This window comes from Candidatus Hydrogenedens sp. (assembly GCA_035361075.1).
Taxonomy (GTDB): Bacteria; Hydrogenedentota; Hydrogenedentia; order Hydrogenedentales; family Hydrogenedentaceae; genus Hydrogenedens.
Window position 1 is genome coordinate 1 of the sequence record DAOSBX010000030.1, and the last position, 16338, is coordinate 16338.

At 35.8% G+C, this 16338-nt stretch carries 13 protein-coding genes and 1 tRNA gene; 5 read left to right on the forward strand and 9 right to left on the reverse strand.

Features of this window, described 5'->3' with window-relative positions:
- Positions 1 to 92 precede the first annotated feature (92 nt).
- From PLJ10_09665 to PLJ10_09690, 6 genes are all read right to left on the reverse strand, one after another.
- Positions 93 to 764, reverse strand: a complete 672-nt coding sequence (locus tag PLJ10_09665; protein HOK09916.1) for a hypothetical protein — start codon at positions 762 to 764, stop codon at positions 93 to 95.
- Positions 765 to 773: 9 nt separating this feature from the next.
- Positions 774 to 1778: a site-specific DNA-methyltransferase gene (locus PLJ10_09670; protein HOK09917.1), complete on the reverse strand. Its 1005-nt coding sequence runs from the start codon at positions 1776 to 1778 to the stop codon at positions 774 to 776.
- Positions 1779 to 1936: 158 nt separating this feature from the next.
- Positions 1937 to 3355 (reverse strand): ammonia-forming cytochrome c nitrite reductase subunit c552, encoded by a 1419-nt coding sequence (locus PLJ10_09675; GenBank protein ID HOK09918.1) that lies wholly within the window; start codon positions 3353 to 3355, stop codon positions 1937 to 1939.
- Positions 3356 to 3372: 17 nt separating this feature from the next.
- Positions 3373 to 3849, reverse strand: coding sequence for a cytochrome c nitrite reductase small subunit (nrfH, locus tag PLJ10_09680; protein HOK09919.1), 477 nt, complete (start codon positions 3847 to 3849; stop codon positions 3373 to 3375).
- A 6-nt stretch (positions 3850 to 3855) separates the two neighbouring features.
- A complete protein-coding gene (locus tag PLJ10_09685) occupies positions 3856 to 4545 on the reverse strand; it encodes a 4Fe-4S binding protein (protein ID HOK09920.1) in 690 nt (229 codons plus the stop codon).
- A gap of 163 nt (positions 4546 to 4708) precedes the next feature.
- Positions 4709 to 6637: a heparinase II/III family protein gene (locus PLJ10_09690; protein ID HOK09921.1), complete on the reverse strand. Its 1929-nt coding sequence runs from the start codon at positions 6635 to 6637 to the stop codon at positions 4709 to 4711.
- A gap of 135 nt (positions 6638 to 6772) precedes the next feature.
- Between PLJ10_09690 and trkA the strand changes: the two genes are divergently transcribed.
- From trkA to PLJ10_09710, 4 genes are all read left to right on the forward strand, one after another.
- The gene (gene trkA / locus PLJ10_09695; protein HOK09922.1) at positions 6773 to 8104 is read left to right on the forward strand and encodes a Trk system potassium transporter TrkA; all 1332 of its coding nucleotides are present in this window, start codon (positions 6773 to 6775) and stop codon (positions 8102 to 8104) included.
- Positions 8105 to 8158: 54 nt separating this feature from the next.
- Positions 8159 to 9652: a TrkH family potassium uptake protein gene (locus tag PLJ10_09700; GenBank protein ID HOK09923.1), complete on the forward strand. Its 1494-nt coding sequence runs from the start codon at positions 8159 to 8161 to the stop codon at positions 9650 to 9652.
- Positions 9653 to 10042: 390 nt separating this feature from the next.
- Positions 10043 to 10489, forward strand: coding sequence for a prepilin-type N-terminal cleavage/methylation domain-containing protein (locus PLJ10_09705; protein ID HOK09924.1), 447 nt, complete (start codon positions 10043 to 10045; stop codon positions 10487 to 10489).
- Positions 10490 to 10609: 120 nt separating this feature from the next.
- Positions 10610 to 11089 (forward strand): prepilin-type N-terminal cleavage/methylation domain-containing protein, encoded by a 480-nt coding sequence (locus tag PLJ10_09710; protein HOK09925.1) that lies wholly within the window; start codon positions 10610 to 10612, stop codon positions 11087 to 11089.
- A 57-nt stretch (positions 11090 to 11146) separates the two neighbouring features.
- Here the strand turns inward: PLJ10_09710 and hisS are convergent, their stop codons facing one another.
- From hisS to PLJ10_09725, 3 genes are all read right to left on the reverse strand, one after another.
- Positions 11147 to 12589, reverse strand: coding sequence for a histidine--tRNA ligase (gene hisS / locus PLJ10_09715; protein HOK09926.1), 1443 nt, complete (start codon positions 12587 to 12589; stop codon positions 11147 to 11149).
- A gap of 178 nt (positions 12590 to 12767) precedes the next feature.
- Complete coding sequence (locus PLJ10_09720) at positions 12768 to 14132, reverse strand: cell division FtsA domain-containing protein (GenBank protein ID HOK09927.1); 1365 nt, start codon at positions 14130 to 14132, stop codon at positions 12768 to 12770.
- Positions 14133 to 15764, reverse strand: a complete 1632-nt coding sequence (locus PLJ10_09725; GenBank protein ID HOK09928.1) for a hypothetical protein — start codon at positions 15762 to 15764, stop codon at positions 14133 to 14135.
- A gap of 307 nt (positions 15765 to 16071) precedes the next feature.
- Here PLJ10_09725 and PLJ10_09730 point away from each other — a divergent pair.
- Positions 16072 to 16147: transfer RNA gene (locus PLJ10_09730), tRNA-Glu, on the forward strand.
- Positions 16148 to 16338: the final 191 nt, after the last annotated feature.

The following is a 16338-nucleotide window of genomic DNA, read 5'->3' on the forward strand; positions in this document are numbered from 1 at the left end:
TCGTGCGTGGAATGTCGGCTGGTTCGGTCCCCAAAACAACTACTACTTCGACTGGAAGAAAAACCTATAATAATGTAAAAATAGCAAATATTTCACTCCCATATATCTTTCTTATTTTCCCATTTCTCTTTAATTTTCTTAAAATATTCCATCCTGTTTCTTATCTTGTTAATTTCATTAGGATAATAGTCAAATAATACATTACATAATTCTATCATCCATTTTTTTCTAGAATAACCTTGTTTTATAACTATGCTATTTGCATTTGCAATTTGAATTTGTCCCCATCCCAAAGCACCTATAGTTAAACAATTCCAAGAAAGAAATTCTATAGGTATAAAATGAACTCTTTCTACTTCAATATGGACATTTTTGTTTATATTGTATACTACTATTAACAACACATAATAGTTAGAATCATCTTCATAAAATCTAGATAGTCTTTCCACAGAAGTAAGATTAGGCATGTTAAATGAAGTTCCCAATCTATGTGTTTTTACATCAACTATATAATATAAATCGTTTTGGTCTGTAAATGCTATATCTGCCATTGCTCTTCGTGCAAACTTATTAGAATAATCTTTCAAAGGAATTCCTAAAATGTTTTGAAAATTTTCCTCTAAAATATTTTGTATAGCATCTCCTGTCGCCCTTGTACTATAAAATGTTTCTCTACTTAAAAAATCGGGATATTTATTAAGAAATATTTTAATTTTTTCTTCTACATTTTTATAATGTCCATCATAAAAAAGAGAACTTTTCATTATCTATTCCTAGCTATCTCTTTCAGAGAATAAAAACATCTCATAATTTTCTTTTTTTGATCTTTCTTTTTTAATATTTTTTCTGTTTACATCCGTTAATGAATTACGTTCCCAAAAAACACCATCATAATAACCTTGTATAGAATTATCATTTTCTGCAAGATATAACCTTTTGGTAGCATAAGTACAATATTCTTCATCTAATTCAATCATGACAAAATTTCGTCTTAATTTTTTTGCAACAACCCCTGTTGTTCCTACACCTGCAAATGGATCAAATACAATATCTCCTTCTTTTGAACTAGCGAGAATAATCTTCGCTAGTAGTTTTTCTGGTTTTTGAGTCGGATGGGGAGTATTTTCTGGCATAGACCAAAAAGGTATTGTGATGTCTGTCCATATATTTGATGAATAAGTTAACCTATATTTTCCATTTTTTTCTTCTTCCCAGTCTTTAGGTCTTCCTTTTTCTCGATAAGGTGCAATTACTCTTCGTTTTAACTTCACTGCTTCAGAATTAAAATAGTATTCATTAGACATTGTACAAAACCATATATCTTCTGAATTATTTTTCCAATTTGAATTTGCTCCTCTTCCTTTTTCTCTTTCAAATGTTATTCTATTTCTTACCTTAAAATATTTTTCACATAACAGGTGAATTGCGGAAGAAGAACGCCAATCTCCACAGATATAAATTGAAGATGTCGGTTTTAATAATTTTATTATTTTATTTAACCATGATTCTGTCCAATTCATATACTCTTGTGTAGTCATTTCTGTAAATGAACATGTATTAAATGTTTTTGTTAAATTATATGGTGGGTCTACAAAAAGAAGGTCAACAAAACAAGGTGGTAAGAAATCTATAACTTCCCAAAAATTTTGATTGATCACTTTATTGAGGATGGCCTCTATATTTACAGGAGAATTTATCTTAATTAAATCCCTTTTATAGCGTTCTATATCCTCTTTTGATAATGTAATTGTTCTATTTAAGGGAGCTCTACTTGTCATTATATCCTAAATTAAGAAAGGTTTTGTACACTTTATATTTTAATAAAATTAAGGTTATCAAAACAAAATTTTATAGTAAGAATAAAATAATAAAATTTATAACTATAAAAAGAATATCCATATTAAATTATATGAAAAATTAAATTATCATTTATAAATTAATTTGTAGTTGTATTACCGTAAGCTTGATATAAGGTGATGGCGTCTTTGAGGGCGACCTGTCCTTTGCGGAGATGGTCCATGGCTTTGAATAGGATACGGGCGGATTCCTGGTCGGCATGGAAACCTGTGGAGTTTTCCGCCTCAACAAAGTCTATCAGGAATGATGCACGGCGCTGGCATAAGCGGGCTTCTTCAACTTTTTCATTGGAGATACCTGTATCCATGATTCGTTTAATATCGTCAATGAGTGCTATAAGAGAATCCATTGCCATATCTTTCATTTCAGCTGTTTTGTCTTGAATACGCTCTACGCGTGCTTTGAGTTCTTCTTCGGAGAAATGGTGACAGGTCTGGCAGGCACGGTTAATATTCAATAATGGACTACGGACATGATGGTCACTTACTTTTAAGGCTCCTACGCGAGTATAGGGCATGTGGCAATCTGCACAGGCGACGCCAGAACGGGCATGAATTCCCTGACTCCATAATTCAAATTCGGGATGCTGTGCTTTGAGCATGGGTGCATTTGTTTCCGCATGGACCCAATCTTTAAAGTTAATTTCATCATAATAGGCAAGAATATTATCTGCTTCTAAACCTTTATGCCAGGGGTAGGTAAGTCGTTTTTCATCCCCTTTAAAGTAGTATTCGACATGGCATTGAGCACAGACATAAGTTCGCATTTCCTGGCGGGTTGCCATGGTATTGGGATTATAGTCTTTTATACCCTGAGTTTCTTTATAAGTTTTAATTCCCTCAAGGAAGCCTGGACGGGTTACTCGTAATTGCATCGTATTTGGGTCATGACAATCAATACAAGATACAGGGTGTTGTAAGAGTTTTCTCGCTTCCATGTAAGGCATGGGATTCATTTTTTCAAAACCTTTAATAAGGTCTCCATCGCCTAATTTTTTATATGGGACATAAACAGATGCGTGGCAATGAGCACAAACCCCAAATTGGGGTTTTTGTTGTCTACCGGTGAAGGTCTGGTCATCGAGCATATAGGCGTGTCCGCGTTCTTCACGAAAGTCAATGGCAAAGGCATAACCCGCCCACATTCGTTTCAGACGAGGGTCAAGTTCAATTTTAGATTGACTGACCACGAAACGTGGGTCGTTTTCGGTAGGTGTATGGGGTAGTGCTTCACTGCCACCGTATTTTGTGCGGACCATATCCACAGTTCGTTTGTATAGGTCATATTGGATAGGAAAGTTTTTACCCCAGATTTCTGGGTCTTCTGTGTCATCGTTAATTTCAACGACACGGAAGAAAGGATTTTTTGCCTCCTGTTGCTTCTCAAAAATGTTGATAAGCAACGCGGTTACCGCAAATGTAGCGACAGCAACTACCAGTATAAGAACAATTGCGGTAATTGAGGACATCCCCTCATTGCCTTTGAAGTCTTTTGCCATGTTCCTTTTCCTTTCCTTTAATAATTAAAATGACCTACATTAAAATGACAATTCAAGCATTGTAATGGTTCACGATGAGCGATATTTGAGTCAATGTTTTGCACAATATCTTCGTGACAGTATCTACAATTACCCTCCGCAACTTTTCGATTAAATTCTTTAATACGGATAGGTTCGTGGAAATTGCCCAGAGTAAAAGCAGTGGAGTGATGATAGCCGTTCAAGCCTTTAACATAATACTTTGAAAACAACGTATGTCCTGTGTGGCAATCGTTACATACTGCGACATTGTGATGACTGGATTTCTGCCATGAATCAAGAAAATCTTTCATAACATGGCAATTAGCACAGGCATTGGGGTCATCAGTAAGGTAGGAATAACCACGAGCATAGTAAAAAGTGAAAGAACCTATCCCAATAAAAAATCCAAGGCATATGCAAATGGGCAATACATAAGAAAAGCCTGAAGACAGTTTGGACGATTTTCCTTGCATTTATTTCTACCCGTTAATTAATTGCTTGCTTAGTATTTCTCCCTGAATAGAGATTATTATTTTTTCGATAGGAATATTTTTTCCTGAATATTGCAAACCTGCAAGTACGATATTAGGCAAAGCCTGACAGCATGGAACTTCCATTACGGGAATTGTAATGCTTTTTATATCATTATTAATAAAAATTTCAGCAAATTTCTGTACATATTGTTCTTTGGGGTCGAATTTTGGACAACCTACAAGAACTACATGGTCATCTAAAAATTCTTTATGAAAATTTTGATATGCCACAGGTACACAATCCGCCACGACTAATAGTTTCGCATTCTGAAGATAATGAGCCATAGGAGGAACAAGACGAATCTGTATAGGCCAGTGAGAAAGGGTCCCTTTTTTGGATGGGTCAGGTTTAAATTGTATACTCGGACATGTGTGAACAGGTGCTTTTTGCTCTTTTAAGCTTTGGTGTAATTTGACCAATTCTCCATCAAAAGGTTCTGCTTCGCGTTCGACAATGGATAATGCCCCTGTGGGACAATGGGGAAGGCACGCACCTAATCCATCGCAATAAACATCTGAAACAAGTTGTGCCTTACCGTTAATAAGTTTAATAGCCCCTTCAGCACAGGCATTAACACATAGTCCACAGCCGTTGCATTTTTCGGAGTCTATATAAATAATTTTTCGTTTAATCACGGATTACTCCTTATGATTTTGTAATTTTATCATAAACATTGGGGTTAAAAAAGTCAAGTGAAATAGAATAAAGGTAAAAATGGAGATTTAATTGTGAGAATTAGGTGGAAGCACACGAGCCAGAAAGGTCGGACAGGTAAGACAAGTCAGACAGGACAGACTGTTATTTTGAAAAGGTTATGTTAAATGTAATCTGTGTTTTGGTCTGCATTGGGAGTTTCAATCTTATGCGGGAAAGTTCGCCAGAACGGTTGTTTTCCTCACATTGTTTTTTGAGGGATTCAACTTCGAACGAGCCGTTAGAAGGGGTAATTTTAATTTTGCCTTCCTTACTTTCGATAATGGCACAATTGTTCTGTATAGATACTGGTAACCATGTTACAAGTGCTTCTTCAATTTCTTCCCCTTGGTTTGAGAATTCAAAATCATCGGTAATTTTTAATCCACCTTCGTTTAGCAGGAGAGTTCGTTGTGCTTTTTTCAAGGCTGGAATATCATATGCGTCATGGAAGTTTATAATAGCTTTGTTGGGTTGTTCATAGTTAAGTTTTCCTTTGTATTTTTCTCCAGCACTTTGTAGTTTCCCACCAATAACGGGTAGGCTATGTCCGTAGGAGTTTGTGAAGATGTTTTCATATCGTTTAGCACTGAAATATTCTCGTGAGTAGAGACCTGCACCTGGGTCGGTAAGGAAAATAGTGTTATTAACTGCATAGACGAAACTTCCAACATCGTTATGATTGTGGGGTTCATTATTACTACCTGCTTTACAGATAACGATATATGTGTTTCCATTATTATCTTTTGAAACCAATCTTGCGATACCTGATTTGGGCAAGTAGGTGCTTTCAATGGGGATTTCTTGTTTGGGTTGTTGAGAATAAGGGTAGGACCAGAGGATATTGCGAATAATATCTCCAAAATGCCAGTGTGTTGGTGAAGGATTAGCAAGTACATGTAGGTAATCTACATTTAATTGTTCTCCCAATTTATGGTAAATGAACGGATGAGATGTAGAAGAAAGTCGGTCGTAAGCGGAGAAGCGTTCTGCTAACCGATGTGTGATGAAAGCATGTGGATAAAATTGAGATGGAGCGTCAGAGAAACTGGCAAATTGTCCATTTCCTAAATAAACAACATAGGGATAGAAGGCAATCTGGTAAAGTCGGGGGTTCTGCATAATATTGACATTTCCATCGGTTGCTTCGTAAAGCAGTTCCCCAAAACTGACGTAATGTGTGAGTCCGTAGTTCCAGTAGGAAATACCTTCCAGACAACCGCCATCTTCTGCAAAACCGTTTTTCACGAAGCGGGCTAATTGATTCGTAACGAGGGTAATGGCTTTGCGCAGGATTTGTTCGTTTTCTTCCAGTATGATAAAACATTCGCCGATAGACCCAGCACAAACACCTGTCCAGTTATTTCGTCCATGAACCCAGCCATATTTATCTTCGGAATAAAAGAGATACGGTTGCATAACCCTTTTTTTGACTTCGTAGCGTATTCTTTTTTTTATTTCATCTGACAATTTATCTTCTAAGAAAAGCAATGTATGGGCTAATTGGGTAGCGGTTTCAGCAGAAAAAAGGTCAACATACGTATACTTCTCTTGCCGTTCATGAGCAGGAACGACCCAGGAAGATTCTTCGCAGATGTCCCAGATTAGGTCATTAAGAAGAGGAAGTAATGAATCGTCATTTTCAAAATAAATAAGTAAGGTGGTCGCGGAAAGCATAGACCTTTTCAGGAAATAAGGCTTTTCATATTTTTTACGGTCTCCTGTTCTTTGATATTCTCTGTATAAGGTATATGTTGTTAGAGGGATTGTTGTCTGTTCATGTAGAAGTTCCTTTGCCCATTCGAGACCCGCTCTCCCGTTTTCTGTTTGGGTAAATACCCCTTTATCCACAGTAAATCTCTCTTTGATAAGCCTATCATGGGAGGTGTTTATTGAAACCTTGGTAAAATCTGTGTTTAATCCCAGAATTGCTTGAAATTCTTCTTCGGAAAATATAGAAGAGCATAGTAAAAAAATGATAATAGGTAGTGTGTAGATAGTGTTTTTGATTTTAAGAGGAATTGTATTTTTCATATCCCTTTCCTTTTTATTTCATGGTTTATTTTAGTGATATAATACCATTTTATATATATAAAATATGTAATGAGCAACAAAGATAATGTGAAAGAGAATTCTAAAAGATAACATTCATATATTGGAATAAAAGATATGAAAATTGTTATTGCAGGTGCGGGTAGAGCAGGTTCGCTATTGGCGGAGATGCTTTACAAGGATAATGATGTTACCGTGATAGATTACGACAAATCAGTACTTGACGATTTAACAGGAAGGGTCGACGTCGGCACACGGTTAGGTAATGCTCAAGACCCATCATTAATACAGGAGGTAATAAGTGGTGGATGTGACCTTTTCATTGCAACTTTGGGGGATGATAGGGCAAATATAATTGCAAGTAGTTGCGCAAAAAACTTAGGTGCGGTGAGTGTGTCTGCTTTGATTTCAGACATGGTCTATATTAATAATGCATTTTTATATGAGAGCATTCTGGGGATTGATTATTTCTTGTCGCCAGACCAATTGGCTGCAACGGATATTGCGAGTTTTACTGAATCGCCAGGGCTATTGGTTTCAGAAGAGTATGGAAATGACCGTATCCAATTTTATGAATTGAGGGTCTGGAACCAATTTAAGGAAAGTGGAAAGACTTTGAAGGAGGTAATGGATGTAATTAGAGAAAAGTTAGTTGTTGGGTATATAAAATCAGGGAAGCAGGTGGATGTGCCTACAGGAGAAACACAGATAAAGTGTGGAGATATTTTAGGAATTTTTGGGAAACGTGATGGCATAGCACGTGCAGTAAAGGTATTTACAGGGGATTGGGATAAGAAGAAAAGAGTTATTATTTTAGGTGGAACACCTATAACTGTTCAGATTATTAGAGCATTAAAAGATAAAGTTTCTGTGATTAAATTATTTGAGAAAGATAAACAACGGGCAGAGGAGTTGTCGCAGATACTTTCTAAATATAAAATGGATATTATAAATGATGACCCATTGAGCAATCGCTCTCAATTGATAGCGGTAAAGGATTTTGATGTATTCATTGCACCGACCCATGATGATGAACGGAATGTAGTGGCAGCATCTTTAGCGAAGGACATAGGTATCCCTTATGTGGTAAGTGTTATATATAATAAACAGTTTGGTGAATTAGTAGACCGTTTTGGAATTGATTACTCGGTAATTCCATACTACAGTTTTGTTAATAAGGTATTGCGAATTGTATATCAAAATACGGTAAAACATTTATTGAATATACGGGGTATTGAAATTGCCGAATATGAGATTAAAAAATCCTTTAAGTTTCTTAATCGTGCTCTTAAAGATATTCGATTTGACATTGGTTGTGTGGTTGCAGGAATAATTCGTGAAGAACAGCCAATAATTCCTACAGGAACCGATGTGATAAAGGAAGGTGATCGGGTAGTTATTGTAACAAAGGCTGAAAAATTTAATGACGTGAGTAAATTATTTAAATGATAGATTTATATGGGACTTGAAGAACTAATTTTTATATAGAAAACGGTAATCAAAATGAATTACTTTCAATTAATTAATTATTTAGGAAGACTTCTAATCGGATATGCTTTTGTTTTTTCGTTATTATTAGTTCCCGCTATAGCCTATCATGAGACAGATATTATTCCTTATATTTTAGAGTCCTTTATGTATGTGTTTTTAATCGGAGTATTAGGTATTGTATCTACCTTCCGAAAAAGTAAGGCGGAGGAGGAGCGTTTTTTAATTAAGGAATCGTTAGCCTTAGTGGGGTTAGGATGGATATTAATTACTATTTGCGGTTCTTTTCCATTTTACTTATCTGGCCATCTTTCACTAATGGATGCTATTTTTGAGTCCGTATCTGGGTTTACAACTACAGGCTCTACAGTAGTGAAGGATATAGAGACTTTCCCGAAAACATTACTTTTTTGGCGAGCTTTTACTCATTTTTTAGGTGGAATGGGAATTGTGGTTATGTTTATTGCAGTGCTCCCCTACTTAGGGGCAGGAGGTCGTCTGCTTCTCAAATCTGAATCTTTTGTACCCGATGTAAAATTCATTAGACCCAGAGTTAAAGAGACTTTGAAACAATTGTTGTTCGTTTATATCTCGCTGACAACTATTCAATGTATTCTTTTAATGTTATTTGGAATGAGTTTGTTTGATGCGGTATGTCATGCCTTTTCAACATTAGCCAGTGGGGGATTTTCGACGAGGCAGATGAGTATTGGGGCATATAATAGTCTGCCGATAGAAATAATTACTATTTTTTTTATGCTTTGTGCAGGCACAAACTTTGGATTGTTCTTTCTTCTTTATCAGAGGAATATTCGGGCTTTCTTCCAAAATATAGAATGGCGGGCTTATATATCTATCTGGTTTTTCTCTATTGTATTTTTAACTATTTGTGTAATGGGGTATCATGGGACTTTCTCTTTGGATAAAAGTGAATTTGTACAGTACTCTTTTGGGAAAGCCCTAAGGAGTGTGTCTTTTACAGTTACATCCTTAATGACGGATACAGGTTTTACAACAGAAGATTATGACTCATGGCCTTATTTTGCAAGATGGGCTCTTGTGATACTGATGATTATAGGTGGGTCAGCAGGTTCAACCTCAGGGGGATTGAAAATAATTCGTGTAGTTATCCTACTTAAATTCTTACTAAATAGGATACAAACCATTTTCCAACCCAGGGTAATAAAGGCAATCCATTTAGGAGAACAGGCAATTGACGATGATGTTCAGAAATCTGTTTTGAGTTATTTTGCTCTATATGTATCCGTCTTTGTTATAGGTAGTCTTATTTTGTGTTGGATTGGGTTGCCAATTGTAACTTCTATATCATCAGTGGCTGCGTCGTTGAATGGCTGTGGTCCTGGATTAGAATATGTTGGAGGTGTTGAAGATTTTTCTTCGGTTCCTATTTTAGGTAAAGGGGTGTTATGTATGTTAATGTTGATGGGTCGGTTGGAGATATATGCAATATTGGTGTTATTTTTCCCTTCATTTTGGCGGGGTAAATAGTAGAATATAAACAATAATATTTAAATCTTACTATTCTTTACTTAACTTATTCCAAATCTATTTCTAAATTTATAGCAAATCGATGGAAAGGTTTTCTGATTTATATGAGGCATATAATAAAAATACCAAAATTGTTATTAAGTGACATTTTTTGTTATTTCTTTTCATGCGATATTTATTTACAAAATTAATAATAATTATATTTATTTTTTATCTTATTGATATTTAATAATTTAAAGATAGACTATTTATATTTTTCCATTCCTTTATTTCTTGGCATAATAATTGTTATATAATTATAACTACAATTTAATAATTTGCCTTGGTAACCCGGGTATCAAGGTAAGAAAAGTTTAACAAAAAATTAAACCCAAATTAAGGAGAAGTATTATGAAAAACAAAGGTTTCACACTCATTGAATTGATGATTGTGGTAGCAATCATCGCTATTATTGCAGCAATTGCGATTCCCAATCTGCTTCGTTCCAGATTGCAGTCCAATGAATCTGCTGCAATCAGCAACTTAAAAGCCATTGTTGGTGCTGAAGTTGCCTATAACTCTGCAAATGGTTCTTATACAGGTGATTTTGCAGACTTAACAGGCGCAGACCCTCCATTCTTAGCAGGAAACTGGGGTGGTGAGAATAATATTAAGCAAGGTTATACATTTACTCTGGGTTCTACGGGATCAAATAACTTTACCTGCAATGCAGACCCGGCTGACCCTGGTGAAAGCGGTATTCGTTATTTCTACACAGATGCCAGTGGTGTAATCCGCTTCAAAACAGGTGGACAAGCTGGCGCTGGTGACCCGCCCATCGGAGAACAACAACAATAATTGTAGTTTAGCCATTAACCCGCTAATCAGTGGGTTGTGTTGGTGCTGAGGTATGATGGCGGAACCCGGTGACCGCCATCATACTGTAATAAATAGGCAAACAAATGATAGGGACAAAAAATGTGTGTGGTATGTAAAAAGAAGAGAATCGTTGTTGGATTTACCTTAATTGAAATTAGTATTGTCGTTTTAATTATCTCTGTGCTTGCAGCAATAACCATCCCCGCATTAATCCGTTCACGAATCCATGCCAACGAAGCATCAACTATTTGGAATTTAAGGGCAATTTCGACAGCTCAAGTATCATTTTATTCATCTCATAATACTTATGGTAGTTTTGATAGTCTTGTTAATGGGATGCCAACGACACCAATAACAAGGTATTTAGATGAGTCATGGAGTGAAGGTTGTATTCGACAGGGTTATGTTTATTCGATGCCCGAAGCCACGAATGTTCGTTTTGTTTGTTACGCTTCCCCTGAAACGTTTGGTTATTCTGGAAATCGATATTTTAGGGTAGACCACACGGGCATTATAAGATATAATGAGGCTCAATTGCCTTTGGATAGTGACCCTGTTATTGGAGACCCACCCAACTAATAAAGTACCTTTTGAACAAGAGAGCGTGACTAAATTTGTTGAGAGTAATGAGTGTTTTTATTTATTTCGTAATAAAAAAGAATGGAGTGTATCTATCATTTTCTCACGGGGAATCGTCACCTGACTTATAGTTCCTGCTTCTCTGTATTGCTCTCTATCTTTAATATTTTCACGGGCTTTTTCGCCATAGTACAAATCTTTGATACAAACTTCTCCGCGTTTAAGTTCATCTTCACCTAAAATAATCGCTGTGGGAATATTATAGTGGTTGGCATGAGATAATTGTTCACCTAAGGTTTCTTTCGTTTTTTTACCGAGATATACGGATACTCTGAATCCTGCATTTCGTAGTTCTTTTGCGATTGCTAATGCTTCACGAATAGGAACTTTCCCAACGCGAGTAATGATTACATCATACGGAGTTAGATTCCTTTCAAAAAGATTTAGTTCCTCCATTGCACTAATTAATCTATCCAGCCCGATTGACATACCTGTACATGGGATAAGTTTATCTGTAAAACGTGAAACCAAGGTATCATACCTACCACCACCCATAACAGAACCTATGTGGGGAGCATCTGTGAGAATCATTTCGAACACGGGTCCAGAATAGTAATCCAAACCACGAGTTAGAGATGGAGAAAATATGGCTTCCCTGTCAGAGATATCCAGTGCTGTTAGGTATTCATCTAATTCTTCCATGGTTTCTATGGCATGCTGGGCTTCAGAACTTTCAGGCAATTGTTGTTTTAATTGGACAAGGATTTCTTTTCGTGTTTCAGCTTTGATATTTATGAAATTAAGTATCTTGTTAATTACAGGTTCAGATAATCCTACACCTTTTATAGGGTCACCGGACTCGTCAATTCTCCCCTGCCCTAATTCTTTGCGGACATTATCTATACCTACCTTTTGAAGTTTATCGATAACTCGTAGAACATGTTTTTGTGTCTCTTCGTTTATTATGTTGTTGAAAATAAGGAGGGCATCAATAAGTTTTCTATTATTGATGTGAACACGAAAATTTTTAAATCCCAGGGTTTTCATAATTTCAACCATGACAGCCACAATTTCTGCATCGGCAGATATGTTTGGGGTGCCTGCGATGTCTACATCCATTTGAACAAACTCTCGATACCTGCCTATCCCTGGTTTATCAGCACGCCAGACAGAACCGATAGTATATCTTCGGAATGGGAGCTTGATAATGTCAGGGTATTGGGCTATTATTCTTGCAAATGGGACTGTATGATCAAAACGAAGGGCTGACTTTTCACCCTCGGGGGTTTCTAAAAAAAATATTTCTTTATTGATATTTTCACCGCCAGGACCGAGTAGAATTTCTTTCAGTTCAATTGCAGGTGTTTCAATGAATGAAAAACCATATTTTTCATAGACATTACTTATTACTTGTTTGACTTTATTTCGGATAAAACTTTTGGGAGGAAGGTGGTCTTGAAAACCTTTTAACAATCTTGGTTCTATAAACTTTTTCTGCATTATGAACTCCTGATTTTAAGAATCTGTTTTATTATGAGCTGAAATATTTCATTTCAAATATTCTTTATTGTAATAGTTTATCTGGTTTTTAATCCAATAGTGAAACATTTAAACGGATTATTGGGTCTTTATTATAAATTCCTTTTTCTTCTGTTACTTTGGACTAATGCGGTTACAATTACGAAGCATTAGTCCTTTTCTTTTTTGAGGTAAATAATTTTTTTGGGGAGGTAAGAAAATGGAAAAATTGATTAGCAATTCTTTTATGTTGGAAGACTGTCCCCTTCTGGATGGCGTTATATTGAGTAAATCCATGCTTTAGGATACCAACAACAGTTGCAAACTCAGAATTATTGATAGATTGTGGAATATTTTGTATTCCTAATGGACGTGCAATACGCACAGGTGTATTAAAACATTTTTTTACAAGGATATCAAAGTTTTTTAATTGGGCTCCACCACCTGCTAAGACGACACCTCCAATAAATGTATTTTCCAGTTTTTTAATATCTATTTCTTGTTTTAAGGTATGAACCATTTCTTGTGCACGTGCAAATATGACACCTTCTAATTCCATTTTGGGGATATTCCGACTGAAACCATCCAAGGCACTTTGTAAGTGAACGGGATTGTTTTTTCTTTCACTGGATAAGGATAAAGTTGAGCCTGAGATATTTTTTAATTCAGAAACAGCAGGTGATGCGATGTTTGGGTTGTTTATCAATTCACTTGAGATGCCGTAATCATATATCAATTTGTTTGCTTCATCAAAAGTCACCTTTAATAAGGCGGTAACATCGCGAGTTAAGAAAATAGTTCCGAAGTCGAAGGTAGATGCATACAATAGTTTATGTTCTGAAAAAACAGCCATGTTTGTCGTCGTTTTTCCGAGGTCAATTATTAATGCGCCGAGTTCAAATTCTTCGGGGGTTAAAGAACCTAACGCTGTTGCAATAGGACTATAGATGAAGTGGTCAATTACGGAGTGGGTCGGGGTTAATACACTCTCTATACAATTTCGAATGTTTTCAATAATAACTTTTGGAATCAGCGTAGCATGTAATCGAATTTTTAATTGATTCGCTTTCATTCCAAGTGGTTGAGAAACACCAATATTATCGATATACCACTCGTATGAAGTAACAGAGGTAATCAGTTCCTTTTCGTGCTTGTTCAGTTCTCGCTGAGCCATATCAAATGCTTGATACATGTGCTCTTCGGTTATTTCCTCATTTTTTAACCGAACCACTCCTTCCTTGGTTTGTGTTTCAGCACGTGGTGTATTAATTCCTATAGAAATAAGTTTTGGAGGAACTTTATTATTTTTTTGATAAGCCATACTGATGGCATGATGTAATGCCTGACGTGTTGCATCTATATCTTGAATAATTCCTTTGGATATAGCACTTTCTGTTGGGCTGGTGCCATAACCAAGTATTGCAATACTACCTTCTTTGTTTTGTTCACCTATAAGCACACGGATAGCATTAGAACCGAAATCAATAGCAATAACACGTATGGGTTTCTGAAACAGTTTTAACATTTATACCTCGCCATAAAATAAATCTGTTACTTGTTGTTCTGGTCTGCAATTACAAGAATTGTCTATATTTTTATTCAACGATTTTGCGGACATAGGGTCTAATGTTTTCATCGTTTCTTCAAGTTTAACGACAATTAATTCTCGTTCTTTTATCTGATATTCAAGTAATTTCAATTGCTGTTCTTTTTCATATTTTATAGACTCGAGGGTTTCCATTCTTTGCAGAAGTGTTCTTGTTTGATTTTCGGAATCTTGGATTGAATCCTGTAATAAGAGGATACTTTGATTGCATTCGTGAATTGTGTTTTCTGTTGTTATAGCATCTTCTTCATATTTTTTAAGATTTAAAAGTTCGGTTTCTTTTTGGTGTTCTAATTCAGCTATTTTCTTCTCAATCTCTGTAATGCTATTTTTAGTGTCTGTTATCCTATTTTCTATTTGATTTTTTTCTTGTAATGTGTTTTGTAATAATCTTTCTTGTTCCTTCATTTCCATCTTTATTGTTTCAACTTCTGTTTTGCAGATATTCATCTGCTCCTGCACTTGAGTTATCTCTGAGTTTATTGTGTCAAGTTGAAATTCAGTTCGGCGTAAATCTGTCTTTGCTTTGTCTACTTCTAATTTTGCCATTTCTGTAGCAAGTTCGATTGCCTTAATTTTTGCGGTTTCAGGGGTTCCCTCTATTATAGCCTTTAGGGTGTCTTGAATAAGGGCTTTAATGGGTTCGTTGGTAAGCTGAGTGATATTTTCTAATAGTGAATTGATGTCGGACGGGGCGGACAAGTCAGACGAAGCGGACGGAGCAGACGAGACGGACGAATCAGACAAGTCAGACGAAGCGGACAAGTCGGACGAATCGGACGGAGCAAATGAGACGGACGAATCAGACAAGTCAGACGAGGCGAACGGAGTAGACGGGACGGACAAGTCGGACGGGACAGACAAATCAGACGGGGTTGGTGTTTCTTCAGATTTTTGTTCTTCAATTATAGTCTTTTCTATATTTTCATCATTTTCATCCGCTGGAATAGTGTATGATTCTATGGTTGTTGGGATTGGTTCTTCATCATCATATATGAGACGAATACCTAATTTGTTATAATCTTCTGTTATCTTCTTATATGTTTTCTGCCATTGTTCAAACATAGTCTTGTTAGGCTTTCCTGTCAAGAAATCAGCCACAATACAACAGAGAAGTGAATACAATTCTAATGTCGGTTCGATAGATAAAGGTGCTTTACCTATTCTATCTGCGGAATAAATAATCCGTGCCATATCTAAAAATAGATTTTTTAAACCATCCTGATGGTTTGTTGCTGAAATCTCAACACAGTTTGATAAAATCGACATGGCAGAATATACCCAACTACGAGTATCATTAAGGGTTTTACTTTCTTCTATTGTCTTTCTTAAGTTTGTAAGTTGTGGAGAAATTTTTCTTCCTAATTCTATAATTTCCATTTCTAAATTAACTGTCATAGTCTCGGGAATTTTATTCTCTTTCTCTACATTAGATTCCGATGGTTGAATTTTTTCTTCTTTCGGTACTTCATCATTTGAAGAGTAACTCATTTTTTTAAATAGGGTTTTCCCATGGGTCAGGAATGACCTTGAACGATTTCCAATTCTCACTAATTATTCCTCCAAAATTATGTTTTTATATAAATCGATATACATTATATAGTATTACACGATAGAAACACTACTATATATAATAAAATATTACAGCAAATAAATAAAAACAAAATATATTTTATTATTTTATATTGTAATTTTTTAGAAGAGGCTCACCCAATTTTTCACAGAGGTAATTTATTTCAATTTTGGCAAATATTTTTTGGTTATCAATGTTTCTTCGGGACAAGATAATAATCAAATTTTACCTTTGGTATTTGTTAATACAAATATAATTTTGGTACAATATTTTTTGAATTATAAAGGCCCCTTCATCTAGCGGTTTAGGATGCAGGATTCTCAGTCCTGTCACACGGGTTCGAATCCCGTAGGGGCTGCCACTTTTTATAAAGTAAAAAGTAAATGGATTATGGGTAATGCAAATTCGGTTGTTGTTATTTAAGGGCTGTCCATCTGGACCTAAAGCGGAAGGGGTATTAAAAGAAGTATTGGCTGAGGAACATATTTCCGCACCTATTGAAATTGTTGATGTTCCAGACATAGCCACAGCAATTCGTGAACATTTTTTAGG